Below are 23,874 nucleotides of genomic sequence, written 5' to 3'. Positions count from 1 at the left end.
GTCGCCGGTCCCGCGGCGACTACAGCCACCCCCGCTGACGCGCCTCCCGGAGGGCCTCCGCCCGGTTGCGGGTGGAGGTCTTCCCGATCGCCGCCGAGAGATAGTTGCGCACCGTCGACTCGGACAGATGCAACCGCGCGGCCATGTCGGAGACGGTCGCCCCGTCGGCGGACGCCCGCAGCACGTCCGCCTCCCGCGCCGTCAGCGGACTGGGCCCCGCCGACAGAGCGGCGGCGGCGAGCGCCGGGTCGACGACCGTCTCGCCGCGCAGCACCTTGCGGATCGACTCGGCCAGGTCCTCGACGGGCCCGTCCTTCACCAGGAACCCGGCGGCCCCCGCCTCCATCGCCCGGCGCAGATACCCGGGCCGCCCGAACGTCGTGAGGATCAGGACCCGGCAGTCGGGCACCTCGTCCCGCAACAGCGCGGCCGCGTCCAGCCCGCTCAGACCCGGCAGTTCGATGTCCAGGAGCGCCACGTCGGGGCGGCACTCCAGCGCCCGGTCGACGATCACGTCTCCGGAGGCGACCTGGGCGACGACCTCCAGGTCCGGCTCCAGGCCGAGCAGCAGCGCGAGCGCGCCCCGCATCATGCCCTGATCCTCGGCGAGCAGTACCCGCACACTCTTGGCCGGACGGTGGTCCTGCGGCATCTCTGTCACAGGGGAGAGGGTAAGGGGAGGGGGCCCGCCCAGGGCCTCAGGCGCTCTCCGTCAGTGCGGCGTCGGGCGTCGACTCCCGCTCCTCGACGGGGAGTTCGGCCCGCACCGTGAATCCGCCGCGCGCGCCGGGCTCCGCCTTCAGGGAACCGCCCGCCGTGGCGAGCCGCTCGGCGAGTCCCTTCAGCCCCGTGCCGCCGATCCCGGGCGCGCCCGGCGCCGCGCCCGCGCCGACCCCGTCGTCCGAGACCCGCAACCGCACCCGCTCCGCCGTCCCCGCGACGGTGATCGTGCACGAGGTGGCCCGGCTGTGCCGCACCACATTGGTCACCGCCTCCCGCACCACCCAGCCGAGCAGCGCCTCCGTTTGCGCCGACAGCGGCGGTCCCGACAGCTGTACGACCGGCTCGACGGCGGCGGCCGTCAGGGCCGAGCGCGCCCGGTCGAGTTCCGTGGCGAGGCTGCCCTCGCGGTAGCCGGTGACCGCCTCGCGGATCTCGGTGAGGGCCTGCCGGCCGACCGCCTCGATGTCGGACACCTGCTCCAGGGCCGCGTCCATGCTGCGCGGGGCGAGCCGCCGCGCCGCCTCCGACTTCACCACGATCACCGACAGCGTGTGCCCGAGCAGATCGTGCAGGTCGCGGGAGAACCGCAGCCGCTCCTGCTCGACGGCCCGGCGGGCCAACTCCTCGCGGGCGTCCCGCAGTTCCCGTACGGTCTCGGACAGCGAGAGGATCGCGGCCGTCACCATCGTGGACAGGAACGTGCCGTACGAGACGCTCACCGCGTCCCAGCCCTCGCGCAGCCCGGCCACGGTCCCCGCGAGCACGGTCAGGCCGAGCCCGACCCTGCCGAGGTGCCGGCCGCGGGCCACCGCGCCGACGGCGAGCCCGAGCAGCGGGAACAGCGCCAGCCAGGCCCCGCCGTACGTGCCGGCGAGCGCGCACGTCAGCAGCGTCATCGCGGCGACCGCCGCCCGCGTCGACGGCGCCTGCCGCGTCTGCCGGTGGAACGCCCTGAACACCACATACACGTACAGGGTGTTGAAGACGAGCAGGCCCGCGCCGCCCGCCCACGGGTGCGGGGTCTTGCCCTGGACCAGGTTCGAGGCGGCGCCCAGGCCCATCAGGAGCCACGGCAGCAGCGCGAAGCCGGTGGGCGGCGGGCCCAGTTCCTCGGCCGGCCTGCCGTGCTCGCGGCGGGCCGCCTTCGCCCGCGCGTGGTCGGCCTTCCACTCGGCCCGCGCGTCCCGCCACGCACGCGCCCCGCGACTCACCCTGTTCCGCATCGACATGTCCGAACCCCCGTTGTCCAAGGACCAGTTCTCAGCTGGTGCGCGCGGCCCTGCGGTACGAGACCACAGCGTACGAACCGAACACCAGCAGCCAGCCGGTGAGGACCGCCAGCGCCACCGCCGACGGCGCGTGCCCGTCGGCGACCGCCGTACCGAGCTGCGCGAACCGGTTGGTCGGCGTGAACGCGGAGACGTGCCGCAGCCACTCCGGGAACAACTGCACCGGGAACCACAGGCCGCCGAGGACCGCGAGCCCCAGGTAGCAGAGCATGTTCATCCCGCCGAGGGCCTGCGAGGTCAGCCGGTAGCCGTTGCCGAGGCCCAGCAGCGTGAAGGGCAGCGAGCCCAGCCACAGCAGCACCGCGATCACCGGCCACTTCCAGGCGTCCATCCGTACGCCGTTGACCAGCGCGCCCGCCAGCATCACCGCGAGGATCGCGGGCAGCACCGTCACCGCCCCGGTCAGCGCCCGCCCGATGACACCCTCGCGCGGAGTCATCGGCGTGATCCGCAACTGCCGCAGCCAGCCGACCGCCCGGTCCTCGGCGACCCCGCCCGCCGTGTTCAGAGCCGCGCCGAGCGCCCCGTACGCGGCCATCCCGACCATCGAGGCGGTCTGCCAACTCCCTTCGTCCGCGCCGATGTTGGTGAACAGGAGATACATCATGACCGGCATCGCGACCGTGCCGAGCACGAACCGTCCGTCGCGCAGTGTGCGCTTCACTTCGAGCCACAGGTAGTCCCACATCACACACGCTCCAGGTGGTCGAGGTCCTCGGGGGTCGCGGTCAGCGCCATGAAGGCGTCGTCGAGGGAGGCCGCCCTGACCTCCAGATTCCGTACGGCGTCCAGCGCGGCCAGCGCCATCACCGTCGCGTCCGGGTCCGCGCTGCGCAGCCGCGCCCGGTCGCCGCGCACCTCCACGGACAGCACGCCGGGCAGCAGGGCGAGATCCTGGGTGCCGCGCCCCGCGAGGTCGAAGGAGACGGAGCTGCCGCCGCCCGCCCGGCGCAGCTCGTCGCCGCTGCCGTCGGCGACGACCCGGCCGTGGTCGATCACCACGATCCGGTCGGCGTTGGCGTCGGCCTCCTCCAGGTAGTGCGTGGAGAACAGCACGGTGTGGCCGCGCCGCGCGTACGCCCGCATCGACGCCCAGAACGCGTGCCGCGCCTCCACGTCGAGCGCGGCCGTCGGCTCGTCGAGCACGATCAGCGCCGGGTTGCCGGCCAGCGCCACCGCGAACCGCACCCGCTGCGTCTGGCCGCCGGAGAGCTTGTCGACCCTGCGGCCCGCGAGCTCCTCGATCCCCGCGAGCCGCAGCGCCTCCGTCACGTCCATGGGCGCCGGGTACCGCCCGGCCACGAAGCCGACCAGCTCGGCGACGGTGACCCAGGGCACCGCCCGGCCCTCCTGGAGCATGGCGCCGACCCGCCCCTGCCGCACCGCGTCGCCGGGCGCCGTGCCGAACAGCTCGACGCCGCCCTCCTGCGGCTCGTCCAGGCCGAGCAGCAGCGCGATCGCGGTCGACTTGCCCGCGCCGTTGCGGCCGAGCAGGGCGACCGTCTCGCCGGGCGCGATCTCCAGGTCGAGCCCGTCGACCGCGCGTACGTCCCCGAACGTCCTGACGGCCCCCGTGAAGCGCACGGCCGGTGATGCGGTGTCCGATGTCCTCGTCGTCATGGGGACGACGCTACGGAGCGGGGCGGGGTGCCCGGCAGATGCGCATGTCCGCACCTCGGCAGTACAAATGTCACAGTCCCCGTACCGGACACGGTTTCTGACGTAGCGTCAGCAAAGCGGGTCGTGACTCTTCCCAACCCATCCGCTCTTGGCTATACATGGGGTCGCCGGGCGAATTGGAACAGGTTCTACCCGGCCCGCGACGACCTCGGTGCGACCGACGGTGCGGACGGCCGCACCGAGGTCTTGACCAGCCTTAGGAGCGTTTCCCGCTATGCCCATCGACGCAGCGAAGGCCGTGGCCGCCGAACCCAGGTCCGCCGAGATCACCTGGGGACACAAGGACATCCAGCTCTACCACCTGGGCCTCGGCGCGGGGCTCCCCGCCACCGACCCCGACGAGCTGCGCTACACCCTGGAGTCGAAGCTCCACGTCCTGCCCAGCTTCGCGACCGTCGCGGGCGCCGGTCTGGGCGTCGTCGGCGGCCTCTCCGCGCCCGGCGTCGAGGTCGATCTGGCGCACGTCCTGCACGGCGGCCAGACGATCGAACTGCACCGCCCGATCCCGGTCGAGGGCAGGGCGACCACCACCTCCCGCGTCGCGGCCGTCTACGACAAGACGAAGGCCGCCGTCCTCGTGCTGCGCACCGAAGTCGCCGACGACGACGGCCCGTTGTGGACCGCCGACGCGCAGATCTTCGTACGCGGTGAAGGCGGATTCGGCGGCGAACGCGGACCGTCCGAGCGTCTTGAGGTCCCCTCGCGCGAGCCCGACAGCACGGTCGACCGCCCCCTTCGCGAGGACCAGGCCCTGCTCTACCGCCTCTCCGGCGACTGGAACCCGCTGCACGCCGACCCCGAGTTCGCCAAGCTCGCCGGGTTCGACCGCCCGATCCTGCACGGCCTGTGCTCGTACGGGGTGACGCTCAAGGCAGTCGTCGACACGGTCCTCGACGGTGACGTGTCCCGCGTCACCCGCTACAGCACGCGCTTCGCGGGCATCGTGTTCCCCGGCGAGACGCTGCGGGTGCGGATGTGGCGGGAGCCGGGGCGGGTGCAGGTGACGGTGGCGGCCGTGGAGCGCGACGAGGCGCCGGTCCTCGCGGACACCGTCATCACCCACACGTGACCTGCCCGGACATGTTCCCGGACATGTTCCCGGACACCTTCAGGGGCCCCTCCACGGAACCGCCTCCGCATCCGTCCACGCAAAGGAGCCGCACGCCATGCGAGCAGCCGTACTGCACGAGATAGGCCAGGACAAACTCGAGGTCCTCGACGACGTCGAGGCGATCGGCTTCGGCCCGGGGAAGGTCCGGATCCGGGTCCGCGCGACCGGCCTGTGCCACTCCGACGTCTCCGCGATGAACGGGGTCCTGCCGCAGCCGGCGCCCTTCATCCCCGGCCACGAGGGCGCGGGCGAGATCATCGAAGTCGGCGACAATGTCAGCGGTCTGACGGTCGGTCAGCGCGTGCTCGTCTGCTGGCTCCCGGCGTGCGGCGCCTGTCCCGCCTGCAAGCGCGGCCAGACCCAACTGTGTCTCGCCGGGTTCATGAACGCGGGCACCCCCAACTTCAAGCGCCCCGGCGGCGACGTGTTCGGCTTCGCGGGGACGGGGACCTTCACCGAGGAGGTCGTCGTCGACGCGGGCTGCGCCGTACCGATCCCGGACGACGTGCCCTTCGACATCGCCGCGCTCATCGGCTGCGGCGTCACGACCGGCCTCGGCGCGGCCATCAACACCGCCGACGTGGCAGCCGGTTCGTCGGTCGCCGTCATCGGCTGCGGCGGCGTCGGCATCTCCGCGATCCAGGGCGCCCGCCTCAAGGGCGCGGCACAGATCGTGGCCGTCGACCCGGTGGCGTCGCGGCGCGAGGCGGCCCTGACGTTCGGCGCGACGGAAGCGGTCGCTCCGGACGGACTCGCCGACGCCAAGCAGCGGATCACGGCGGGCGAGGGCTTCGACTACGTCTTCGAGGTCGTCGGCAAGTCGGTGACGGCGCGCACCGCGTACGAGAACACGCGGCGGGGCGGCACCCTGGTCGTCGTCGGCGCGGGCGCCATGGACGACAACCTCCAGCTCAACATGTTCGAGCTGTTCTTCGACGAGAAGCGGATCCTGCCGTCCATGTACGGCGGCGGTGACGTCCTCACCTCGTACGAGCGGACCATCGCCCTGTGGCGGGCGGGCCGCATCGACCTGGAGTCCCTCATCACGCACCGGGTGCCGCTGGCGGAGATCAACGAGGCGCTCGACCAGATGCGCACGGGATCCGCCCTGCGGACGTGCATCGAGATCTGACGAACTGAGGAGCCGACACCTATGGCAACGCCGCTCAAGGGGCGCACCGCGATCGTCACCGGGGCCGGGCGCGGGCTCGGCAGGGCCGAAGCGCTCGAACTGGCCCGGCTCGGCGCCGCCGTGGTCGTCAACGACTACGGTCAGCCCGGCCGGGACGGCTCCGGCGCGGCCGACACCGGCCCCGCCGAACAGGTCGCCCAGGAGATCCGGGCGGCGGGCGGTACGGCCACCGCCCACACCGGCGACGTCGCCGACCACCAACAGGCCGCGGAACTCGTCCGGTTGGCGATCGACACGTACGGCGCCCTGGACATCCTGGTCAACAACGCCGGCATCCTCCGCGACCGCATGATCTTCTCGATGACGGAGGACGAGTGGGACACGGTCATCCGCGTCCACCTCAAGGGCCACTACAACACCACCCACTTCGCGGCCCGCCACTGGCGCGAACGGTCCAAGGAGGCCGGCGGCCCGGTCTACGGCCGGATCGTCAACACCTCCAGCGAGGCCTTCCTCGCGGGCTCGGCCGGGCAGCCCAACTACGCGGCGGCCAAGGGCGGAATCGTGGGGCTCACCACCTCCACCGCCCTGGCCCTCGCCAAGTACGGCGTCACCGCCAACGTCATCTGCCCGCGCGCCCGCACCCGGATGACCGAGGACGTCTTCGCCGGATTCGGCACCCCGGACGAGGGCCGCCTCGACCCGCTCGCCCCCGAACACGTCGCCCCGCTCGTCGGCTACCTCGCCTCGCCCGCCGCGGCGAACGTCAACGGACAGCTCCTCGTCGTGCACGGCGGCATGGTCGCCGTCGTCGAACGCCCCAAGGTCCAGGCGAAGTTCGACTCCGCCAAGGACGTCTTCACGTACGACGAACTCGACGCGCTGCTCACCCCGCACTACAAGGACCGCCCGCCGAACGAGACCTTCGCGGCGGCGGAGGTGCTCGGCCTCAAGCACGACTGACGCTCAAGCGAGGAGAGGGGAGAGGGGGAAAGACCCGACCGGGTCTTTCCCCTCTCCTCTCCCCTGCGAACGCTGCGGACCTACGCCTCCTTGGCGCGCGGCCCCCGGTGCCTGCCCCGCGGTTCGGGCTGCTCGCCCTGGGCGGGCGCCGAGGCGACCGCCCCCGGTGCCGGCCCGAAGCCGAGGCCTCGCGGCGCTCCCGGCTGTCCGTCGTCCCGTTCGTTCCGTTGGATTCCGCCATCGGAAAATTCACCCCGTACACCCTTGACACGATCCTTCACTTACCGCCGGGCGAGTCTATCCGCCCTGCTCGGACGCGCTGCGGCGCCCACCGAGCGGCGCCTGGCCCAGCGGCACCGGACGGGGCGCCGCCGGCGGCTCCGGGGCCACCGGAGCGGCCGGACGCGCCGCCGGTGCCTCGGGCGCGGGTACCCGCGCGAGCCCGCAGCGAACCTCCTCGGTGGCGTACGGCAAGGAGAGCACCCCGTCCCGCGACCAGAAGCCCGCCCCCGCCAACCACCCGGCGGGCGCGGCGAGTTGGTGCATACGGCCCTCGGCGGGGCGCCACACCCCCAGCCACGGCACCCCGCCCTCGGGGCCGTCCACGCGCAGCGCCACCGCGCAGCTCTCCGGCATCAGCGTCTGTCCGGGCTGGATCGCGAACGGCGTCGTCGCGCAGTCCGCGATCCGCAGCGACTCCGGGAAGCGGATCGGCAGCGTACTGCCCAACACCCCCCAGCCGAGCCGGGGTTCACCCGGCGACGCCGCGTCCGAGCGGACCAGGATCAGGCCCGTGTCGAGATCGGCGAGGAGCAGCCGGTCCTCGCTCTCCTCCGTGATCTGCAACAGCGCGGACACCTCACCGCCGCGGTCCAGATCCACGGCGACCGACTTCACCGGGCCGCCCTCCACCGGCTCCCGGTCGAGCGCGAGCAGCCGCCCGGCACGGTCCAGCCACACCCCGCCCGAGCAGCGCCCCGGCACCTCGGCCACATGCTCGGGGCCGAACGCGCCGCCCGCCACCAGCCACACGTCCGTCGACTTCTCGCCGACGGCCAGCGCGTACGCGCTCCGCCCGTCCGGCGCGGGCGGCAGCAGGGTCAGCTCCGCCCGGCCGCCGCACTCCACGGCCCCGAGCGGCACCTCGCCGGTCCCGGGCCCCGTCGGGTAGAGCAGCGAGAACAGGTGGCGCCCGGCCGCCTCGCGCCGGATCAGGACCCGGCCGTCGGTCAGCGGCAGTACGTCGGTGCCGGGCTCCTCGGGCTGGTTCCCGGGCAGGGGCACCGCGTACGGCTCGGGACCGTCCAGGGTCCAGCGCTCGGGGAACCACGCCCCCGGGTCCGCCCCGTCGTGCGCGAGACGCGCCGCGTACGAGGCGTCCGCCGTGATCACACAGCGGGTGGGCGGCACCTCGGGCCGCGCCCCGGTCGCGCTCTCGATGGCCAAGGCCGTCATGGGGATCTTTCACCTCCGCTTGTCCGAAGCCGAAACTAGTTTTCGCACGAACCTCCGTGGCACTCCTGGCCTCCCGCTTCACACCAAAGGGTGGCGATGTCCGTAATCGGCTGAGAGCGGTGTGCCTGGTGTGCTCGCGGCGCCCGAAACGCCTGGTGTTAGGTTTGCCTAACCACAACCTGTGGGCGCCCTGTGGCCGTGGTCGACGTGATCGATCGCCGGTTCCGTGCTGCCCTGCAACACCTGGAGAACCGCCGATGTCGATACGTCACCGCACCCGGATCACGGCGACCGCCGTCACCGCTGTCGCCGCCCTCGCCCTCACCGCCTGCGGGTCGGGATCGGACGACGACGCCTCGGCCAAGAGCGACAACGGCGCCGGCTCCAAGAAGGTCGCCCAGGGCGGCGACGACTTCTCCCAGGCCGCGGAGCAGACCGCGAAGATGGGCACGACGGCCGCGGACGGCACCTTCCCGCGCACCGTCACGCACGCCCTGGGCAAGACCGAGCTGAAGAAGAAGCCGCAGCGCGTCGTCGTCCTCGACGTCGGCGAGCTCGACAACGTCGTCTCCCTCGGCATCAAGCCCGTCGGCTACGCCCCCACCGAGGGCGACGAGGGCATCCCCTCGTACCTGAAGAAGGACGCGGGCAGCCCCAAGAACGTGGGCACCATCAACGCCCTCAACATGGAGGCCATCGCGAACCTCCACCCCGACCTGATCCTCGGCAGCGAGCTGCGCGCCGCCAAGCTCTACCCGCAGCTCTCGAAGATCGCGCCGACCGTCTTCTCCATCCGTCCGGGCTTCACGTGGAAGGAGAACTACCTCCTCAACGCCTCCGCGCTCGACGAGAAGCCCAAGGCCGAGGCGAACCTCGCCACGTACGAGAAGAACGTGAAGCAGCTCGGCGCCGACGTGAAGAAGGCCAACGGCGGCACGGCCCCGACCGTGACCATGCTCCGCTACATGCCGGACCGCATCCGCCTCTACGCCAAGGCCTCCTTCATCGGCACGATCCTCGACGACGCCGGCATCCCGCGCCCGAAGAACCAGCGGATCGACGACCTGGCGACCGAGATCAGCCCGGAGAAGATCGACTCCGCCGACGCCGACTGGATCTTCACCGGCGTCTACGGCGACGCGAAGAAGACCCAGCGCGCGAGCGCCGAGGACAACCCGCTCTGGAACAAGCTGGGCGCCGTGAAGAACGGCCGGGCGAAGGACGTCCCGGACGAGACCTGGTACCTGGGCCTCGGTGTCACGGCCGCCGGCGAGGTGCTCAAGGACCTCCGCGCGAACCTGGTCAAGTAACCACGCTTAGGGGTGGGGCGCGCGGCGCAGGTAACCTGTCTGCGTGCCCCGTCTGTCTGAAGTGACCACCGCGCTCGCCGCTCTCTGGCCCGCCTCGCTCGCCGAGGCATGGGACGCGGTCGGCACCGTCGTGGGCGACCCCGACTCCGAGGTGAACCGGGTCCTGTTCGCGGTCGACCCGGTCCAGGAGATCGTCGACGAGGCGGTCAGGATCGGCGCGGACCTGCTGGTCACGCACCACCCGCTCTATCTGCGCGGGACGACGACGGTGGCCGCGGACACCTTCAAGGGCAAGGTCGTCCACACCCTCGTCAAGAACGACATCGCCCTGCACGTGGCGCACACGAACGCCGACAAGGCCGACCCCGGCGTGAGCGACGCGCTCGCCGGCGCCCTCGACGTCCGCGTCGTACGCCCCCTCGTGCCGGACCCGACGGACCCGTCGGGGCGCCGCGGCCTCGGCCGCGTCTGTGAGCTCGAACACCCCCTGACCCTGCGCGAACTGGCCGACCGCGCCGCCGACCGGCTGCCCGCCACCGCGCAGGGCATCCGCGTCGCGGGCGACCCGGACGCGACGATCCGTACGCTCGCCGTCTCCGGCGGCTCGGGCGACAGCCTCTTCGACGACGTACGCGCGTCCGGCGTGGACGCCTTCCTCACCGCGGACCTGCGCCACCACCCGGCCAGCGAGGCCCGCGAACACACGTCTCTGGCGCTGCTCGACGCGGCGCACTGGGCCACCGAGTGGCCCTGGTGCGAGCTGGCCGCAGCCCAGCTCGACGAGATCTCCGACCGGCACGGATGGGGACTTCGCGTCCATGTCTCGCGTACGGTCACCGACCCCTGGACCGCCCACGCGGCGTCCGCTCGCCCGTCGCCCGCCGCCACCCTTCCAGCGAGCGCTGCGCGCACACCCTCGTGAACCTCTCTCAACCTTTGGAGCCCCCAACTGAACGCCGCGCCCGCCGACCAGATCCGTCTTCTCGACGTCCAGGCCCTGGACGTACGCCTCCAGCAGCTCGCGCACAAGAAGAAGTCGCTGCCCGAGCACGCCGAGATCGAGTCGCTCACCAAGGACCTCACGCAGCTGCGTGACCTGCACGTCGCCGCGACGACCGAGGAGAGCGACTGCGCCCGTGAGCAGACCAAGGCCGAGCAGGACGTCGACCAGGTCCGTCAGCGTGCCGCCCGCGACCAGCAGCGCCTCGACTCGGGCGCGGTGACGTCGCCCAAGGACCTGGAGAACCTCCAGAAGGAGATCGCCTCCCTGGCCAAGCGCCAGGGCGACCTGGAGGACGTCGTCCTGGAGGTCATGGAGCGCCGCGAGTCCGCGCAGGAGCGGGCCGGTGAGCTGTCCGAGCGCCTCGGTTCGGTCCAGGCCAAGGCCGACGACGCGACGGCCCGCCGCGACCGGGCCGCGGCCGAGCTGGACGCGGAGGCCGCCTCCATCGCGAAGGAGCGCGAGGTCATCGCGGGCACCATCCCCGCCGACCTCCTGAAGCTGTACGACAAGCTCCGCGAGAAGGAGGGCGGCGTCGGCGCGGCCAAGCTGTTCCAGCGCCGCTGCGAGGGCTGCCGCCTGGAACTCAACATCACGGAGCTGAACGAGGTCCGCGCCGCGGCCCCCGAAACCGTGGTCCGCTGCGAGAACTGCCGCCGCATCCTGGTCCGCACCGCGGAGTCGGGCCTCTAGATGAGCCGTGCTGCCAAGGCGGTCGCGGCACCGGATCTCGGTGCCCCGGCCGCCTTCGTACTGCTCCGGCACGGCGAGACCGCGCTGACCCCCGAGAAACGCTTCTCCGGCAGCGGCGGCAGCGACCCGGAGCTGTCCGAAACGGGCCGCCGCCAGGCCGAGCGCACGGCGGCCGCCCTCGCGGAGCGCGGCACGGTCGAGGCGATCGTGTCGTCGCCGCTCAAGCGGTGCCGCCAGACCGCGGACACCGTCGCCGCCCGCCTCGGCCTCGACGTGACGATCGACGACGGCCTGCGCGAGACGGACTTCGGCGCGTGGGAGGGGCTGACCTTCAAGGACGTACGGGAGCGCTTCCCGGACGACATGGACGCCTGGCTCGCCTCACCGGAGGCCGCCCCCACCGGGGGCGGCGAGAGCTTCGCGGCGGTCGCCGAGCGCGTCGCCGTGACGCGCGACCGGCTCACCGCCGCGTACCGCGGCCGCACGGTCCTCCTGGTCAGCCATGTCACGCCCGTCAAGACGCTCGTCCGGCTCGCGCTCGGCGCACCGGCCGAGGCCCTGTTCCGGATGGAACTCGCGGCGGCGTCCCTGACGGAGATCGCGTACTACGCCGACGGCAACGCCAGCGTCCGCTTCCTCAACGAGACCGCTCACCTGCGATGAGGCTCGCCTCGCGGGCCAGCTGTCGCACCCGGTCCCAGTCCTTCGCGGCGACGGCGTCGCCCGGAAGCATCCAGCTCCCGCCCACACAGCCGACGTTCTTCAGCGCCAGATACGAGGGCGCGTTCGCCGGCGAGACACCGCCGGTCGGGCAGAAGCGGGCCTGCGGCAGCGGTCCGGACAGCGACTTCAGGTAGGCGGCGCCGCCGGCGGCCTCCGCGGGGAAGAACTTCATCTCGGTGACCCCCCGCTCCAGGAGCGCCACGACCTCCGACGTCGTGGAGACGCCGGGCAGGAACGGCACGCCCGACCCCTTCATGGCGACGAGCAGCGCGTCCGTCCAGCCGGGGCTGACCAGGAACCGGGCCCCGGCGGCCACCGAGTCGGCGACGTTCGCGGGGGAGATGACCGTGCCCGCGCCGACGACCGCGTCCGGGACCTCGGCGGCGATCGCCCGTATCGCGTCGAGCGCGGCGGGCGTGCGCAGGGTCACCTCGATCGCGGGCAGTCCGCCCTCGACGAGCGCCCGCGCGAGCGGCACCGCGTCGGCGGCGTCCTCCACGACGACGACGGGGACGACGGGGGCGAGATCGAGCACGGAGGCGGCAGGCGCGGCAGGCATCGGAGGCATGGGGCCATCCTGCCCCGCGTCGCGCAGCATGCGCAAAGGGCGTTGCGCATGCTGCAACGGAGGGTGGTGGCTAGTGGATCTCGTCCACCAGCACGTCCAGGCTCCACGGCCGTCCACCCTTCGCCGGCTCCTCGACCTCCACCTCGTACCCGAGCCCCCGCAGTACGTCGACGAGTTCGGCGGGTCCCGACGGCGCCGCCCCGGACGTCAGCAGGGACCGTACGATCCGGCCCTTGGTCGCCTTGTTGAAGTGGGAGACGACCTTGCGGGTCGGCGCGTGCAGCACCCGCACCGACGCCGTGCGCCCCGCGACGTCGCCGTCGGAGGCCTTCGGCTTCCACGCGGACGCGTAGGCCGCCGAGCGCAGATCGAGCACGAGCCCGTCCCCGGCGACCTCCGGCATCACCTCGGCCATCGGCGCCCGCCAGTACGCGCCGAGCGCGCCGAGGCCGGGCAGCTTCACGCCCATCGAGCAGCGGTAGGAGGGGATCCGGTCGGTCACGCGGACCGCGCCCCACAGCCCGGAGAACACGAGCAGCGAACGCGCCGCCCGCTTCTTCGCGGCCGCGTCGAGCGAGGCCAGGTCCAGGGCGTCGTACAGCACCCCGGTGTAGATCTCCCCGGCCGGACGCGCGCCCGCCGTGCGCAGTTCGGCGTTCTTCGCGATCTCGCCGCGCAGCCCCTCGCTCAGCCCGAGCACGTCACGGGCCTTCGCGTCGTCCGCTTCGGCGCCGACGCACAGCTCGACCAGCTCGTCGAGGACCGCGGCCCGCGCCGCGGCGAGCCCCGGCAGCGAGAGCCCTTCCGGCTTCAGCGGTGCCCCGCGTCCGGAAGCGGCCTTACCCTCCGACGGCGGCAACAGCACAAGCACGGGCGCTCCTCAGACACGTACGGGACGACAAGGTCGAATCAAAGGCCCAGCGTACGGCGTGCCGCTCAGGCTCCCGCGTCCTACGCTCGACGCATGCCCCGCCGCCACCTTCGTGCGACCGGCGCAGCGCAGGCACCGCTCGGTGCCGTGCTGCGCGAGCTGCGAACGACGCTGGACGTCCCCGAGGAGTTCCCGGCCGAGGTGCTCGCCGAGGCACGGGAGGCCGCGGCGCGGCCCCGGCTGCCGGACCGGGACGAGACGGCGATCCCCTTCTTCACGATCGACCCGCCCACCTCCACCGACCTCGACCAGGCGATGCACCTGTCCCGGCGCCCCGGCGGCGGATACCGCGTGCGGTACGCGATCGCGGACGTCGCCGCCTTCGTCACCCCCGGCGGCCCGCTCGACGCGGAGGCGCACCGCCGCGTGACGACCCTCTACTTCCCCGACGAGAAGGTTCCGCTGCACCCGCCCGTGCTCAGCGAGGGCGCGGCCAGCCTGCTGCCCGACCAGACCTGCCCGGCCGTCCTGTGGACCATCGACCTCGACGCGGACGGGCGCACCGAGACCACCGACGTCGTACGGGCCCTCGTGCGCAGCCGCGCCAAACTCGACTACAAAGGCGTGCAGAAGGCCATCGACGGCGGCACCGCCGAGGAACCGGTCGCGCTGCTCGAGGACATCGGGACCCTGCGCGAGGCGCTGGAGGTCGAGCGCGGCGGCATCTCCCTGAACGTGCCCGAGCAGGAGATCGTCGTCCACGACGGCGCGTACGAACTCGGCTACCGCGCCCCGCTGCCCGCCGACTCCTGGAACGCCCAGATCTCCCTGCTCACCGGCATGGCCGCCGCCGACCTGATGCTCGCCGCGGGCACCGGCGTCCTGCGCACCCTGCCCGCCGCCCCCGACGGCGCGGTCGGCCGGCTGCGCCGGGTCGCGAAGGCGCTGCGCATCGACTGGCCGCACCACGTCCCGTACTCCGCGCTCGTCCGGTCCCTCGACCCGCGCGACCCGCACCACGCCGCGTTCCTCCAGGAGTGCACGACGCTGCTGCGCGGCGCGGGCTACACCGCCTTCCGCGGCGGCGACGTGCCCGACCTCGCCACGCACGCCGCCGTCGCCGCCCCGTACACCCACTGCACGGCCCCGCTGCGCCGCCTCGTCGACCGCTACGCGTCCGAGCTGTGTCTGGCCGCGTGCAACCAACAGGGCGTCCCCGAATGGGTGTTGACCGCCCTCGACAGCCTCCCGAAGGAGATGGCCGAGGGGACGCGGCGCGGGAACACCGTGGAGCGCGAGTCCGTCGACATCGTCGAGGCGGCCCTCCTGAAGGACCGGATCGGCGAGATGTTCGACGCCGTCGTCGTGGACGTGAAGGACCACGAACCGGCCGTCGGCACCGTCCAGTTGACCGAACCCGCCGTCGTCGCCCGCGTCGAGGGCGGCGCCGCCGCGCTGCCGCTGGGCGAGCGCCTTCGGGTCAGGCTCACGCAGGCGGATCCGGGGCGGGCGAAGGTGCGGTTCGCGCCCGCGTGAGCCGCGCCCGGAGCGTGCGCGCCAGCCTCTCCGGTTCCTCGGCGTGCAGCCGCACCACGCGCACGTCCTTGGCGCGGCCGAGCACCGTCACATGCCGCACCGGCTCGGCGAGTTCGAGCGTGATGCTGGTCCGCGCGCCGACGTCCAGGTTCAGTTCGCCGTCGCACGGCGTGTGCGTGTACCGGTTCTCGCGGCGCACGGCGGCGATCCGGTCCACCGGTATCCACAGGTCCACCTGCGCGCCGCGCCGCACCCGCAGCGCGTCGGCGGTCACCACGTGCGGCCGGGTGACCGCCGCCGCCTGGAGCCCGAGCACCATGACGACGGTGTAGACGTCGAGGGCGAGCACGACCCGGTGCAGTACCGGATGGTCGCGGAGCAGCACGGCCATCCCGACGCTCTCCACGACGCAGACGAACGCGAAGCCGTACATCATGGCGGCCTGCCCGCGCGCGTACCCGAACGCGCTCGCCCCGGCCGGAACACCGTGCCGCCGCCGCGCCACCCACCGGCCGAGACTCCCCAGCATCCGCAGTTCGTGCCCGGCGAGCAGGCGCAGCGCGCCGGTCATCGCGCGCCGCCGTCGGCGGCCATCCGCAGGGCGAGACGGACGGCTGCCGCCTGGGCGGGGAGAAGTCGGCGAGGAAGGTCCCCAGCAGCGGGCCGCCGTCCCAGGAGTCCTCGTCCGCGGACGGCCCGGAGGGCAGCTCCGCGGGCAGACAGCCGAGCAGGGCGTGCGCGGCCTCGGTGACCCGCGGATCGTCGGGCTCCGCGTCGGCGAGGGCGTCGAGCCGGGCGTACACGTCGCGGACCGCGTCGAGGGCGCCCGGCTCGCTGAGCGCGGGCACCAGCGCCGCCATCAGCCGCTCCCGGGCCTCGGGCGGGGCGGCCACGTCGATCAGGGTGAGCACGTCGCGATCCCTCACGGCCATCGGCGACGTCCGGTCGACATCACCCAACTCGCCGAAGAAGGCGGCCAGTTCGGGCGAGAGCGGGCCGTCCGCCGGGAGCCGCCCCGCTCGGCGTCGGCCAGCAGCGCGCGCAGCCGGGTCCGGCGTCCATGGATCGCGGCCTCCTGCCGCGCCAGGTCCGCGTCCAGCTCGGCAAGCACCTCGGCGAGGTCGCGCCCCGCGTCGTCCGCGAGCACGTCCCGCACCTCGGGGAGGCCGAGGCCCAGCTCGGTGAGGCGCCGGATCCGGGCCAGCTCGACCGCGTGCCGCAGCCCGTACGCGCGATAGCCGTTGCCGAGCCGCTCGGGCTCGGGCAGCAGCCCGAGGTGGTGGTAGTGCCTGATGGCGCGTGTGGTGAGGCCGACGATCCCGGCCAGCTCTCCGATCCGCATGACCTCAGTAGAAACGTTGACGCCAGGGGAGGGTCAAGCGCGTATCCGCGCTCCTGTGCCACGACTGAGGGAACACCCCCTGACGCGAGGGACGGCGGATCGATCATGGCCCAGTCCGGCGAGCGACCGAAGAAGGGACGTGAGGGCATGACCGCGAAGATCGTCGTGACGCCCCCGCCGGACGGGGACCACGAGGACTCCCTCAACTTGATCATGAAGCAGGTGATCGGGCGTTCCCGGACCGATAGGACCGATAGGGACTTCTCCGGGAACAAGGGCCTGAAGCTGCCCAGCGGTGGACACCGTCCGAGGAACCCCCCGATCCCTGACGGCACCTTCGCGCCCACCGAACTTCGCCTCTTCCGCGACACGTCCTCCGTCACCCCGCACAGCGACCCGGCGAAGGGCGACCACCGCCAGTCCTGCACGCTCCCCTTCGGCAAGGCTCTGGCGCTCCCCGCCCCGTTCGGCTTCGACCTGGAGACGGACGAGTTCCGCTGACCCGGCAGGTAGGATGGCCGGACGGCAGACGAGCCGGGCGGGCGGCCGCGTGGGGTTCCTTACGGGACCTCCCGAGGAACGTCCGGGCTCCACAGGGCAAGGTGGTGGCTAACGGCCACCCGGGGTGACCCGCGGGACAGTGCCACAGAAAACAGACCGCCCAGCTTGCTGGGTAAGGGTGAAACGGTGGTGTAAGAGACCACCAGCGCCTGAGGTGACTCAGGCGGCTAGGTAAACCCCACCTGGAGCAAGGTCAAGAGGAAGCACCTCGGTGCTTCTGCGCGAACGTTCGAGGGCTGCCCGCCCGAGTTCGCGGGTAGACCGCACGAGGCCGGTGGCAACGCCGGCCCTAGATGGATGGCCGTCGCCGGGGGCCCCGCGAGGAACCCCCGGAACAGAACCCGGCGTACAGCCCGACTCGTCTGCCGCTCACACCGCCGCCCGGCTCAGACGTGCTCTCCGAGCAGCATCTCCGGCTGGCCGCCGAAGCCCGCGTCTCGGGCTCGGACCGCGGCCGAGGCGCGGTCGTGGACCTCCAGCTTGGCGAAGATGCGGGTGACGTAGTTTCGGACCGTCTTTTCGGCCAGGAAGAGGCGGCGGGCTATCTGCTGGTTTCCCAGGCCGTCCGCCAGTAGTTCCAGGATTTCCAGTTCACGCGCCGTGAGATCGGCGAATCCGGTCAGCTCGGGAATGCTCAGCATCGTCGAGAAGTATCTGCTGAATCTCGCCGCGATCGTCGGGCTGAAAGCGGCTCCGCCCTTGGCCACGATGCGAATGGAGTGGAGCAGTTCTTCCGGTGAACCGATACGCGAGAGATAGCCGTTGACACCGACCCGCAGGGCGGCCACTATCACGTCGTCGTCATCGTTCTGCGACACGACGAGAGTTTTCGGCCGGCTCGTCGCGCGTCCGTACGTGGACAGAATCTCCTGGACGTTCTCGCAGATGAAACGCTTCGACGGCGGCTCGCCGAGGATGATGACATGGGGTTGCGCCGCGGGCTCTTCCCTGGTGTTCGGCCGACATCGGCGGTCGTCCGCGCCGTCGCCGGGCGGACAGACGATCGTCATCGCCACGTCCTTGTCGACGATCGCCTCCAGACCGGCGAGCGCCACGGGGTCCTCGCTGCGAATCAGCAGGTTTATTTCTCCGGTCGATGTCATTTTCCCTGCGCCCCCTTCTTCTTCGTGCGGCCTGAAGCATGGGCGTGGAGAAATGGCACAAGACTCCTTCTGGTCATCAGCCGTCCACGTGGGGAGGTGAGAGAGGTGGGGGAAGGGAGCATGGCGCTACGCGTGTCGAGTATGCGGATGCGATTCGCGGGAACGCAAGTTCGCCTATCAAGTGGGATGGTGACCTTCCGGTTATGGGGCGGTCGAAGGGTGATTCTCGGTCAGGGCGGAGGCGTTGGACGTGCGAGCGGTCGAACGAATACTTTCGCCGCATGGTCGATAGCCGCGTGGTCGATATCCGTGCCCGGCGCCTGGTCCTGCTCGACGTGCCCGCCGCGCTCGGATTCGCGCTGCTCGTGCAACTGGCGCCCCTGCGGCCCGCGCTGGAGGACGGGTCCGCCGGTGCGGGCGGCTGGCCGCTCTCCTCGCCGCCGCGCTGCCCCTGGTCGCCCGACGCCTGTGGCCGCTGCCGGTCTTCGGGTTCGTGCTGGTCGTGGCCTGCGCGGCCCTGTCGTACGGACTCGGCCCGATCCCCTTCCTCGCCGCCGCGTACGCCCTGTACCCGGTGGCCGTGACGCGGCGCGGGCCCGGCCGCTCCGCGGTCGTCGTCGGCGGGGTCTGCGTGGCCGGCGCGGCCCTGCTGACCATGAGCGGCGGCCGCCACTACGAGGGCGGAACGGGCGCCGTGCAGGGCGTCTTCGGGGTGCTGGTGCTCGGTGCGACCTGGGCGGCGGGGGCGGCCGTGGGGGAGCGGCGGGAGAGCCTGCGGCGCGTCATCGAGCAGACCGCCGAACGGGCCAAGGTCGAGGAACGCCTGCGCATCGCCCGCGACATCCACGACGTGGTCACGCACAGCGTGGGCCTCATCGCGGTCAAGGCCGGCATCGCCAACCACGTCGTCGACACCCACCCCGACGAGGCGCGGGACGCCCTCGTCGTGATCGAGGACGTCAGCCGCAAGGCGCTGCGCGACATGCGGGCCACCCTGACCCTGTTGCGCAGGGACGAGGAAACCCCCGAACCGGGCGACCCGCACGACCTGCGGCCCGTTCCCGGGCTCGGTGACCTGCCCGAACTCGTCGCGACGGCCGAGGCCGCGGGCGTCCGTGTCGACCTGCGCGCGCACTGCCCGCAGCAGCCCCCGGACGGCGTCGCCACCTCCGCGTACCGGATCGTGCAGGAAGCCCTGACCAATGCGGTGAAGCACGCGGCCCCCACCCGTTGTCGCGTCGAAGTGGCCGCGGAGGGCGGCCTGCTGGCGATCGACGTCGTCGACGAGGGGCCCGTGCCCGGGGCGCCGCACCGGCCCGCGGTGCCCGGCGGCGGCCTCGGCCTGGTCGGGATGCGGGAGCGGGCCGCCGCGCACGGCGGCACCCTCACCGCCGGGCCGTGCGAGGGCGGCGGCTTCCGGGTCGCGGCGACCTTGCCGTACTGAGGTGAGGGGTGACCTTGCCGTGCCGAGGGGCGACCTAGCCGTACCTGGCCGGCGCGGAGGTGACCTTGCCGCGCGCAGAGGTGACCTTGTCGCGGGCTGTGCGGCGACCTGGCGTATCCCGCGAGGCTTACTCGCCGGTCACCGCTGGCCTGAACCGGCCTCATTCTCAAGTATGGGTTCGCCGCGCCCGCCCCGCCCCGCCTTCCCGTCCCGGGACCGATGTGCCCCCGGGGGCCGCCCCGCCAGACTTGCCGTGTGATCGACGCCTCGAACCTGACCAAGCGCTACGGAGAGCACACCGTCGTCGGCGGGCTCACCTTCACGGTGCGGCCCGGGACCGTCACGGGGTTCCTCGGGCCCAACGGAGCCGGCAAGTCCACGACCCTGCGGATGATGCTCGGCCTGACCCGCCCCGACGAGGGCTTCGCGCGCATCGGCGGGCACGCCTACCAGGACCTGCGCCACCCCGCCCGGCACGTGGGCGCCCTCCTGGAGACCTCGGTGCCGCACCGGAGTCTGACGGCGGTCGACCATCTGCGCTGGCTCGCCCGGAGCAACGACATCCCGCGCCACCGCGTCGACGAGGTCCTCGACGCGGTGGGGCTCACCGGCGCGGCCCGACGGCGCGTGGGGACGTTCTCGCTCGGCATGGGCCAGCGGCTCGGCCTCGCCGCCGCGCTGCTCGGCGACCCGCCCGTTCTGCTGCTCGACGAACCCGTCAACGGCCTCGACGCGGAAGGCATCCGCCGGCTGCGCGAACTGCTGCGCGCGAAGGCCGCCGAGGGCCGCACCGTCCTCGTCTCCAGCCATCTCATGGCGGAGATGTCCATGGTCGCCGACCACCTCGTCGTCATCGACCGCGGCAGGCTCCTCGCCGACACCGGGATGCAGGACTTCATCCAGCGCCACGGACGCTCGTACGTACGGGTCAAGGCCCCCGAACCGGGGCTTCTGGGAGGGGAATTGGAGCGCAAGGGCGCCTCCATGGCCGTCGGGTCCGACGGCAGCCTGGAGGTGTCCGGGCTGACCGCCGCCGAGGTCAGCCAGGTCGCCGCCACCGCGGGCCTCGTCCTCGACGAACTCAGCTCGCACACCGCCTCGTTGGAGGACACCTTCCTCGACCTGGTGGCGAAGCAGCCCGGACAGCGGCACGGACAGCGGCAGCGACAGCCCGGAAGGAACACGCGTGTCTGAGACCGTCGCCGCCATCAGGGCCGAGTTCATCAAGGTGCGCGCGATCCGCGCCACCTTCCTCGCGCTGCTTCTCTTCGTGCCGCTCAGTGTCGTGATCGCCGCCCTCGACGGCTGGTCCGCGAAGTCCGCGATCGAGTCCGACAACGGCATGCTGCGCGACGGCTTCACCGCCCAACAGGCGGGCCTGGACGGCATCCTGTACGGGCAGCTCGCGCTGATCGTGTTCGGGGTGCTCGTCGTCAGCTCCGAGTACAGCTCCGGCATGATGCGCGTCTCGCTGCTCGCCGTGCCCCGGCGCGGCCGCCTCTACGCGGCGAAACTCACCGTCACCGCGGCCGCCGCGCTGCTCGTCGCGATCCCCGTCACCGTCGTCGGCTACCTGGTCACCCAGGCCGCGCTCGGCCCGCACGGCGCGTCCATCGGTGACGACGGCGTGCCCGGCGCGCTCGCCGGAGCGGTGCTCTACCTGACGCTGATGAGCCTGTTCGCCGCCGGAGTGGCCACCGCCGCGCGCAGCGCCGTGCTGCCGCTCGCGATCATGCTGCCGATGGTGCTCGCCGGGTCCCAGATCCTCTCCGTCATCGGGGCGACCAAGGAACTCGCCCGCTACTTCCCGGACCGGGCCGGTACCCAGATGCTCACCGTCGACGCGGACCACGCGGTGCGCGGCGGTGTCGTCCTGCTCGTGTGGACCGTCGCGGCGCTCGCCCTCGGCTACGTACGGCACCGGCGGTGGGACGCGTGACGGGACCTGGGTGAGGCACCTGTCCCATGCCTGTGGGACATGCCGCGCCATAGCTTCCTCCCTGTCAGTCGCCTCCGGGCCGTACAGGTCGGCCCGGACGACCGGCTCAACCGGGAGGTAAACCATGTCTGTTGAGATCTACGAGCCCCCGATGCTCCAGGAAGTCGGCGACTTCGACGAGCTCACCAAGTGCCTCGGTGTCGGCAGCTGCAACGACTTCGCCGGCTGTGGTTACGCCATCGTCTGCTTCTGGTGAACACCTGCGGTGCCGGTGCGTCCGCTCGGACGCACCGGCACCGCCCGGGGAACGAGGCGACATGGAATTCGTAGTTCTGCCGGACTGCCCGGCCGCTGCCGGGCCCGCCGCGCGGCTGTCGGCCGAGCGCCGGATCGACCACGCGTCGGGACGGCCCTGGATCGTGGGCGACTGGCCCGAGGGCGAGGCCGTCGTCATCGAGGCCGGGCCGCGCCGGATGGTGGTCATCGGGCCCACCGACCTCGACGAGAACACCGCGGCCGACCGGCTCGGCCGGCTGCGCACACCGCACGACGCCGACCGGATCGCCGCCCGGCTCGCGGGAAACTTCCACCTGTCGGTGTCGATGGACGGGCAGACCCGTGTCCAGGGATCCGTCGTCGGCGTACGGCAGATCTACGCGACGACCGTCGACGGCGTCACGGTGGCGGCCGACGGGGTGGCACCGCTCGCCCGGCTCACCGGCGCCGGCCTCGACGAGAGCGTCCTCGCCGCGCGGCTGCTCGCACCGGGCGGAGCACCCTGGCCGCTCGCGCAGCGGCCCGTCCGCCGCGGCATCGAAGCGCTCAGGACCGGACACTGGCTGCACCTCGACGCGGACGGCCGCGCCCGGCAGGTGCGCTGGTGGCGGCTGCCCGAGGCGACGCTGTCGCTGGCCGAGGGCGCGGGCGCCGTCCGCTCGGCCCTGACCGACGCGCTCGCCACCCGCGTGGCGTCCGGCCGGACGATCAGCGCCGACCTGTCCGGCGGCATGGACTCCACCTCGCTGTGCTTCCTCGCCGACGTGGCGGGCGCCGACCTCGTCACGTACCACGTGGCGCCCCTCGACAGCGCGAACGAGGACACCGTGTGGGCGCACCGGGCGGCCGCCCTGCTGCCGCGGGCCCGCCACCACACGCTCACCTCGGACCGCGCCGAGAACCTCTTCGACGTCGGCTACACCGCGGACCACGCGGACGCCGCTCCCGAAGGCCCCTCCACCTGGGCCTCCGGACTCACCCACATCCGCGACCTCGCCCGGCGCGCCCGCGGCGAAGGCTCGGCGCTGCACCTCAGCGGCTTCGGCGGCGACGAACTGTTCGGCCGGATGCCCACCTCCGCCTGGTCGTTGGCGCGCGCCCGGCCCGTCAGCGGCCTGCGCCTGGTCAACCGCTACCGGCTCGCCAACCGCTGGTCGTGGGGCGGCACCGTACGGGCGCTCGCCGACCGGTCGACGTTCGCGCGCGGCCTCGCCCGGGTCGCCGCCCGGATCGGCGACCCGCCCCCGCCGCTCGACGAACCCGACTTCGGGTGGGTGTTCGCGCCGCGGATGCCCGCGTGGGCGACGCCGGACGCGGTGGCGGAGGTCCGGCGGCTGCTCACCAGGGCCGCCGCCGAACAGCCCGAGCCGCTGGACGCGGACCGGGCCAGGCACCAGGCGCTCGCCTCGCTCGTCTTCGAGGGCTCCACGATCCGCCAGGTCAACACGGCCCTCGCGGAGACCGGCATCGTCTGGGACGCGCCGTTCCTCGACGACCGGGTGATCGAGGCCGCGCTCGCCACCCGGGTCGAGGAGCGCCTGGCGAGCGGCCGGTTCAAACCGCTGCTGACCGACGCCGTGCGCGGCGCCGTGCCCGACGGCATCCTCGACCGCCGCGACAAGGGCGAGTTCAGCGCCGAGGCGTTCCGCGGCCTCGCCCGCAACCGGGCCCGGATCCTGGAGCTCGCCGAGGACTCGCGCCTCGCCGGACTCGGCCTCATCGACCCGGTCGAGTTCCGGGCCGCGGTCCTCAACCCCGGCCCGATGTCCCACCACCTCCAGCCGATCGACACCACCGTGGCGTGCGAGAGCTGGCTCCGTACGCACACGAGCCCCCAGCGGGACGCGGATGTCCAGGACACAGGAGTACGCAGATGAAGCTGAGCCTCGCCCGCGACGTCACCCTCACCGACGTCGAGTCGGGGGCCGTCCTGCTCGACGGACGGCACGGCCGCTACTGGCAGTTGAACGCCTCGGGGACCGCCGTCCTGCGCAGGCTGCTCGACGGACACGCCCCGGACGAGGTCGCCGCGAGCATGTCCGAGGTGGCACCGGTCGCCGAGGACCGGGCCCGCCAGGACGTGCGGGCGCTCATCGACTCGCTCAGCGCGGCGCACCTCCTGGAGGTCTCCCCGTGACGACCCCCGCCGTCGCCG

The 23,874-nt window shown here is 72.7% G+C and carries 23 protein-coding genes, 1 other RNA gene and 2 pseudogenes; 16 read left to right on the top strand and 10 right to left on the bottom strand.

What is annotated here, in order from left to right:
* Nucleotides 1–19: 19 nt before the first annotated feature.
* Genes V2W30_RS12000 through V2W30_RS11985 form a run of 4 tightly spaced genes read right to left on the bottom strand, consistent with a single transcriptional unit; the run spans nt 20 to nt 3,632 of the window.
* The gene (locus V2W30_RS12000) at nt 20–652 is read right to left on the bottom strand and encodes a response regulator transcription factor (RefSeq protein WP_338703571.1); all 633 of its coding nucleotides are present in this window, start codon (nt 650–652) and stop codon (nt 20–22) included.
* A gap of 46 nt (nt 653–698) precedes the next feature.
* Entirely contained in the window at nt 699–1,952 is a 1,254-nt protein-coding gene (locus tag V2W30_RS11995) for a sensor histidine kinase (protein ID WP_338696017.1), read from the bottom strand.
* 31 nt (nt 1,953–1,983) lie between these two features.
* Nucleotides 1,984–2,700, bottom strand: coding sequence for an ABC transporter permease (locus tag V2W30_RS11990; RefSeq protein ID WP_338703570.1), 717 nt, complete (start codon nt 2,698–2,700; stop codon nt 1,984–1,986).
* Entirely contained in the window at nt 2,700–3,632 is a 933-nt protein-coding gene (locus V2W30_RS11985; RefSeq protein WP_338696016.1) for an ABC transporter ATP-binding protein, read from the bottom strand. The genes V2W30_RS11990 and V2W30_RS11985 overlap by 1 nt, the downstream gene beginning before the upstream one ends.
* 274 nt (nt 3,633–3,906) lie before the next feature.
* Between V2W30_RS11985 and V2W30_RS11980 the strand changes: the two genes are divergently transcribed.
* From V2W30_RS11980 to V2W30_RS11970, 3 genes are all read left to right on the top strand, one after another.
* Entirely contained in the window at nt 3,907–4,761 is an 855-nt protein-coding gene (locus V2W30_RS11980) for a MaoC/PaaZ C-terminal domain-containing protein (RefSeq protein WP_338696014.1), read from the top strand.
* Nucleotides 4,762–4,858: 97 nt separating this feature from the next.
* Nucleotides 4,859–5,935: a Zn-dependent alcohol dehydrogenase gene (locus V2W30_RS11975; protein ID WP_338696012.1), complete on the top strand. Its 1,077-nt coding sequence runs from the start codon at nt 4,859–4,861 to the stop codon at nt 5,933–5,935.
* 21 nt (nt 5,936–5,956) lie between these two features.
* The gene (locus V2W30_RS11970; protein WP_338696010.1) at nt 5,957–6,898 is read left to right on the top strand and encodes a 3-oxoacyl-ACP reductase; all 942 of its coding nucleotides are present in this window, start codon (nt 5,957–5,959) and stop codon (nt 6,896–6,898) included.
* Nucleotides 6,899–7,195: 297 nt separating this feature from the next.
* Here V2W30_RS11970 and V2W30_RS11965 read toward each other — a convergent pair whose 3' ends face one another.
* Nucleotides 7,196–8,353, bottom strand: coding sequence for a hypothetical protein (locus V2W30_RS11965; RefSeq protein WP_338696008.1), 1,158 nt, complete (start codon nt 8,351–8,353; stop codon nt 7,196–7,198).
* 257 nt (nt 8,354–8,610) lie between these two features.
* On the opposite strand from V2W30_RS11965, the gene V2W30_RS11960 reads away from it, so the two are divergent.
* From V2W30_RS11960 to V2W30_RS11945, 4 genes are read left to right on the top strand one after another with little or no spacing between them, the layout of a single operon-like run.
* On the top strand, nt 8,611–9,663 hold the full coding sequence (locus tag V2W30_RS11960; RefSeq protein WP_338696006.1) for an iron-siderophore ABC transporter substrate-binding protein: 1,053 nt from the start codon (nt 8,611–8,613) through the stop codon (nt 9,661–9,663).
* 43 nt (nt 9,664–9,706) lie between these two features.
* A complete protein-coding gene (locus tag V2W30_RS11955) occupies nt 9,707–10,585 on the top strand; it encodes a Nif3-like dinuclear metal center hexameric protein (RefSeq protein ID WP_338696005.1) in 879 nt (292 codons plus the stop codon).
* A gap of 27 nt (nt 10,586–10,612) precedes the next feature.
* The gene (locus V2W30_RS11950) at nt 10,613–11,356 is read left to right on the top strand and encodes a zinc ribbon domain-containing protein (protein WP_338703569.1); all 744 of its coding nucleotides are present in this window, start codon (nt 10,613–10,615) and stop codon (nt 11,354–11,356) included.
* On the top strand, nt 11,357–12,019 hold the full coding sequence (locus V2W30_RS11945; protein WP_425244521.1) for a histidine phosphatase family protein: 663 nt from the start codon (nt 11,357–11,359) through the stop codon (nt 12,017–12,019).
* Here V2W30_RS11945 and eda read toward each other — a convergent pair.
* Nucleotides 11,994–12,638 carry a bifunctional 4-hydroxy-2-oxoglutarate aldolase/2-dehydro-3-deoxy-phosphogluconate aldolase gene (eda, locus tag V2W30_RS11940; protein WP_338703568.1) on the bottom strand — a complete coding sequence of 215 codons (645 nt, stop codon included), beginning with the start codon at nt 12,636–12,638 and terminating at the stop codon, nt 11,994–11,996. The genes V2W30_RS11945 and eda overlap by 26 nt on opposite strands.
* Nucleotides 12,639–12,717: 79 nt before the next feature.
* Complete coding sequence (yaaA, locus tag V2W30_RS11935) at nt 12,718–13,518, bottom strand: peroxide stress protein YaaA (protein WP_338696003.1); 801 nt, start codon at nt 13,516–13,518, stop codon at nt 12,718–12,720.
* A gap of 93 nt (nt 13,519–13,611) precedes the next feature.
* Here yaaA and V2W30_RS11930 point away from each other — a divergent pair, with 93 nt between their 5' ends.
* Complete coding sequence (locus V2W30_RS11930; RefSeq protein ID WP_338696001.1) at nt 13,612–15,054, top strand: RNB domain-containing ribonuclease; 1,443 nt, start codon at nt 13,612–13,614, stop codon at nt 15,052–15,054.
* On the opposite strand, the gene V2W30_RS11925 is transcribed toward V2W30_RS11930, so the two are convergent.
* Together V2W30_RS11925 and V2W30_RS11920 are read right to left on the bottom strand one after the other, a co-directional pair.
* Nucleotides 15,005–15,625 carry a hypothetical protein gene (locus V2W30_RS11925; RefSeq protein WP_338695999.1) on the bottom strand — a complete coding sequence of 207 codons (621 nt, stop codon included), beginning with the start codon at nt 15,623–15,625 and terminating at the stop codon, nt 15,005–15,007. The genes V2W30_RS11930 and V2W30_RS11925 overlap by 50 nt on opposite strands.
* Nucleotides 15,622–16,396: pseudogene (locus V2W30_RS11920) on the bottom strand (MerR family transcriptional regulator). Before V2W30_RS11920 ends, V2W30_RS11925 begins: the two are co-directional and overlap by 4 nt.
* Before the next feature lie 141 nt (nt 16,397–16,537).
* On the opposite strand from V2W30_RS11920, the pseudogene V2W30_RS11915 reads away from it, so the two are divergent.
* Both V2W30_RS11915 and rnpB read left to right on the top strand, forming a co-directional pair.
* A pseudogene (locus tag V2W30_RS11915) lies at nt 16,538–16,897 on the top strand (Uma2 family endonuclease); the annotation flags it as partial.
* Between the two features lie 29 nt (nt 16,898–16,926).
* Nucleotides 16,927–17,322: RNase P RNA component class A (rnpB, locus tag V2W30_RS11910), an RNA gene on the top strand.
* A gap of 21 nt (nt 17,323–17,343) precedes the next feature.
* On the opposite strand, the gene V2W30_RS11905 is transcribed toward rnpB, so the two are convergent.
* On the bottom strand, nt 17,344–18,060 hold the full coding sequence (locus V2W30_RS11905) for a response regulator transcription factor (RefSeq protein WP_338695996.1): 717 nt from the start codon (nt 18,058–18,060) through the stop codon (nt 17,344–17,346).
* Between the two features lie 493 nt (nt 18,061–18,553).
* Here V2W30_RS11905 and V2W30_RS11900 point away from each other — a divergent pair, with 493 nt between their 5' ends.
* The 6 genes from V2W30_RS11900 (at nt 18,554) to V2W30_RS11875 (ending at nt 23,856) form a co-directional block, all read left to right on the top strand.
* The gene (locus tag V2W30_RS11900; protein ID WP_338695994.1) at nt 18,554–19,504 is read left to right on the top strand and encodes a sensor histidine kinase; all 951 of its coding nucleotides are present in this window, start codon (nt 18,554–18,556) and stop codon (nt 19,502–19,504) included.
* Between the two features lie 255 nt (nt 19,505–19,759).
* Complete coding sequence (locus V2W30_RS11895; RefSeq protein WP_338695992.1) at nt 19,760–20,698, top strand: ABC transporter ATP-binding protein; 939 nt, start codon at nt 19,760–19,762, stop codon at nt 20,696–20,698.
* The gene (locus V2W30_RS11890) at nt 20,691–21,443 is read left to right on the top strand and encodes an ABC transporter permease (protein ID WP_338695990.1); all 753 of its coding nucleotides are present in this window, start codon (nt 20,691–20,693) and stop codon (nt 21,441–21,443) included. The genes V2W30_RS11895 and V2W30_RS11890 overlap by 8 nt, the downstream gene beginning before the upstream one ends.
* Nucleotides 21,444–21,567: 124 nt before the next feature.
* Nucleotides 21,568–21,699, top strand: coding sequence for an aborycin family tricyclic lasso peptide (locus tag V2W30_RS11885; protein ID WP_207828757.1), 132 nt, complete (start codon nt 21,568–21,570; stop codon nt 21,697–21,699).
* Between the two features lie 61 nt (nt 21,700–21,760).
* Nucleotides 21,761–23,596, top strand: a complete 1,836-nt coding sequence (locus V2W30_RS11880) for a lasso peptide isopeptide bond-forming cyclase (RefSeq protein WP_338695985.1) — start codon at nt 21,761–21,763, stop codon at nt 23,594–23,596.
* Nucleotides 23,593–23,856 carry a lasso peptide biosynthesis PqqD family chaperone gene (locus V2W30_RS11875; RefSeq protein WP_338695983.1) on the top strand — a complete coding sequence of 88 codons (264 nt, stop codon included), beginning with the start codon at nt 23,593–23,595 and terminating at the stop codon, nt 23,854–23,856. Before V2W30_RS11880 ends, V2W30_RS11875 begins: the two co-directional genes overlap by 4 nt.
* Nucleotides 23,857–23,874 lie beyond the last annotated feature (18 nt).

This window comes from Streptomyces sp. Q6 (assembly GCF_036967205.1).
In the GTDB taxonomy this organism is placed as follows: Bacteria; Actinomycetota; Actinomycetes; order Streptomycetales; family Streptomycetaceae; genus Streptomyces; species Streptomyces citrinus.
Note: the sequence above shows the minus strand (reverse complement) of the source record. Positions and strands in the feature narration are given on the sequence as shown.

Coding starts and splice junctions, on each gene's coding strand:
- V2W30_RS12000 (WP_338703571.1), bottom strand. CDS start 652: ATGCCGCAGGACCACCGTCCGGCCAAGAGTGTGCGGGTACTGCTCGCC.
- V2W30_RS11995 (WP_338696017.1), bottom strand. CDS start 1,952: ATGTCGATGCGGAACAGGGTGAGTCGCGGGGCGCGTGCGTGGCGGGAC.
- V2W30_RS11990 (WP_338703570.1), bottom strand. CDS start 2,700: ATGTGGGACTACCTGTGGCTCGAAGTGAAGCGCACACTGCGCGACGGA.
- V2W30_RS11985 (WP_338696016.1), bottom strand. CDS start 3,632: ATGACGACGAGGACATCGGACACCGCATCACCGGCCGTGCGCTTCACG.
- V2W30_RS11980 (WP_338696014.1), top strand. CDS start 3,907: ATGCCCATCGACGCAGCGAAGGCCGTGGCCGCCGAACCCAGGTCCGCC.
- V2W30_RS11975 (WP_338696012.1), top strand. CDS start 4,859: ATGCGAGCAGCCGTACTGCACGAGATAGGCCAGGACAAACTCGAGGTC.
- V2W30_RS11970 (WP_338696010.1), top strand. CDS start 5,957: ATGGCAACGCCGCTCAAGGGGCGCACCGCGATCGTCACCGGGGCCGGG.
- V2W30_RS11965 (WP_338696008.1), bottom strand. CDS start 8,353: ATGACGGCCTTGGCCATCGAGAGCGCGACCGGGGCGCGGCCCGAGGTG.
- V2W30_RS11960 (WP_338696006.1), top strand. CDS start 8,611: ATGTCGATACGTCACCGCACCCGGATCACGGCGACCGCCGTCACCGCT.
- V2W30_RS11945 (WP_425244521.1), top strand. CDS start 11,357: ATGAGCCGTGCTGCCAAGGCGGTCGCGGCACCGGATCTCGGTGCCCCG.
- eda (WP_338703568.1), bottom strand. CDS start 12,638: ATGCCTGCCGCGCCTGCCGCCTCCGTGCTCGATCTCGCCCCCGTCGTC.
- V2W30_RS11930 (WP_338696001.1), top strand. CDS start 13,612: ATGCCCCGCCGCCACCTTCGTGCGACCGGCGCAGCGCAGGCACCGCTC.
- V2W30_RS11925 (WP_338695999.1), bottom strand. CDS start 15,625: ATGACCGGCGCGCTGCGCCTGCTCGCCGGGCACGAACTGCGGATGCTG.
- V2W30_RS11905 (WP_338695996.1), bottom strand. CDS start 18,060: ATGACATCGACCGGAGAAATAAACCTGCTGATTCGCAGCGAGGACCCC.
- V2W30_RS11885 (WP_207828757.1), top strand. CDS start 21,568: ATGTCTGTTGAGATCTACGAGCCCCCGATGCTCCAGGAAGTCGGCGAC.
- V2W30_RS11880 (WP_338695985.1), top strand. CDS start 21,761: ATGGAATTCGTAGTTCTGCCGGACTGCCCGGCCGCTGCCGGGCCCGCC.
- V2W30_RS11875 (WP_338695983.1), top strand. CDS start 23,593: ATGAAGCTGAGCCTCGCCCGCGACGTCACCCTCACCGACGTCGAGTCG.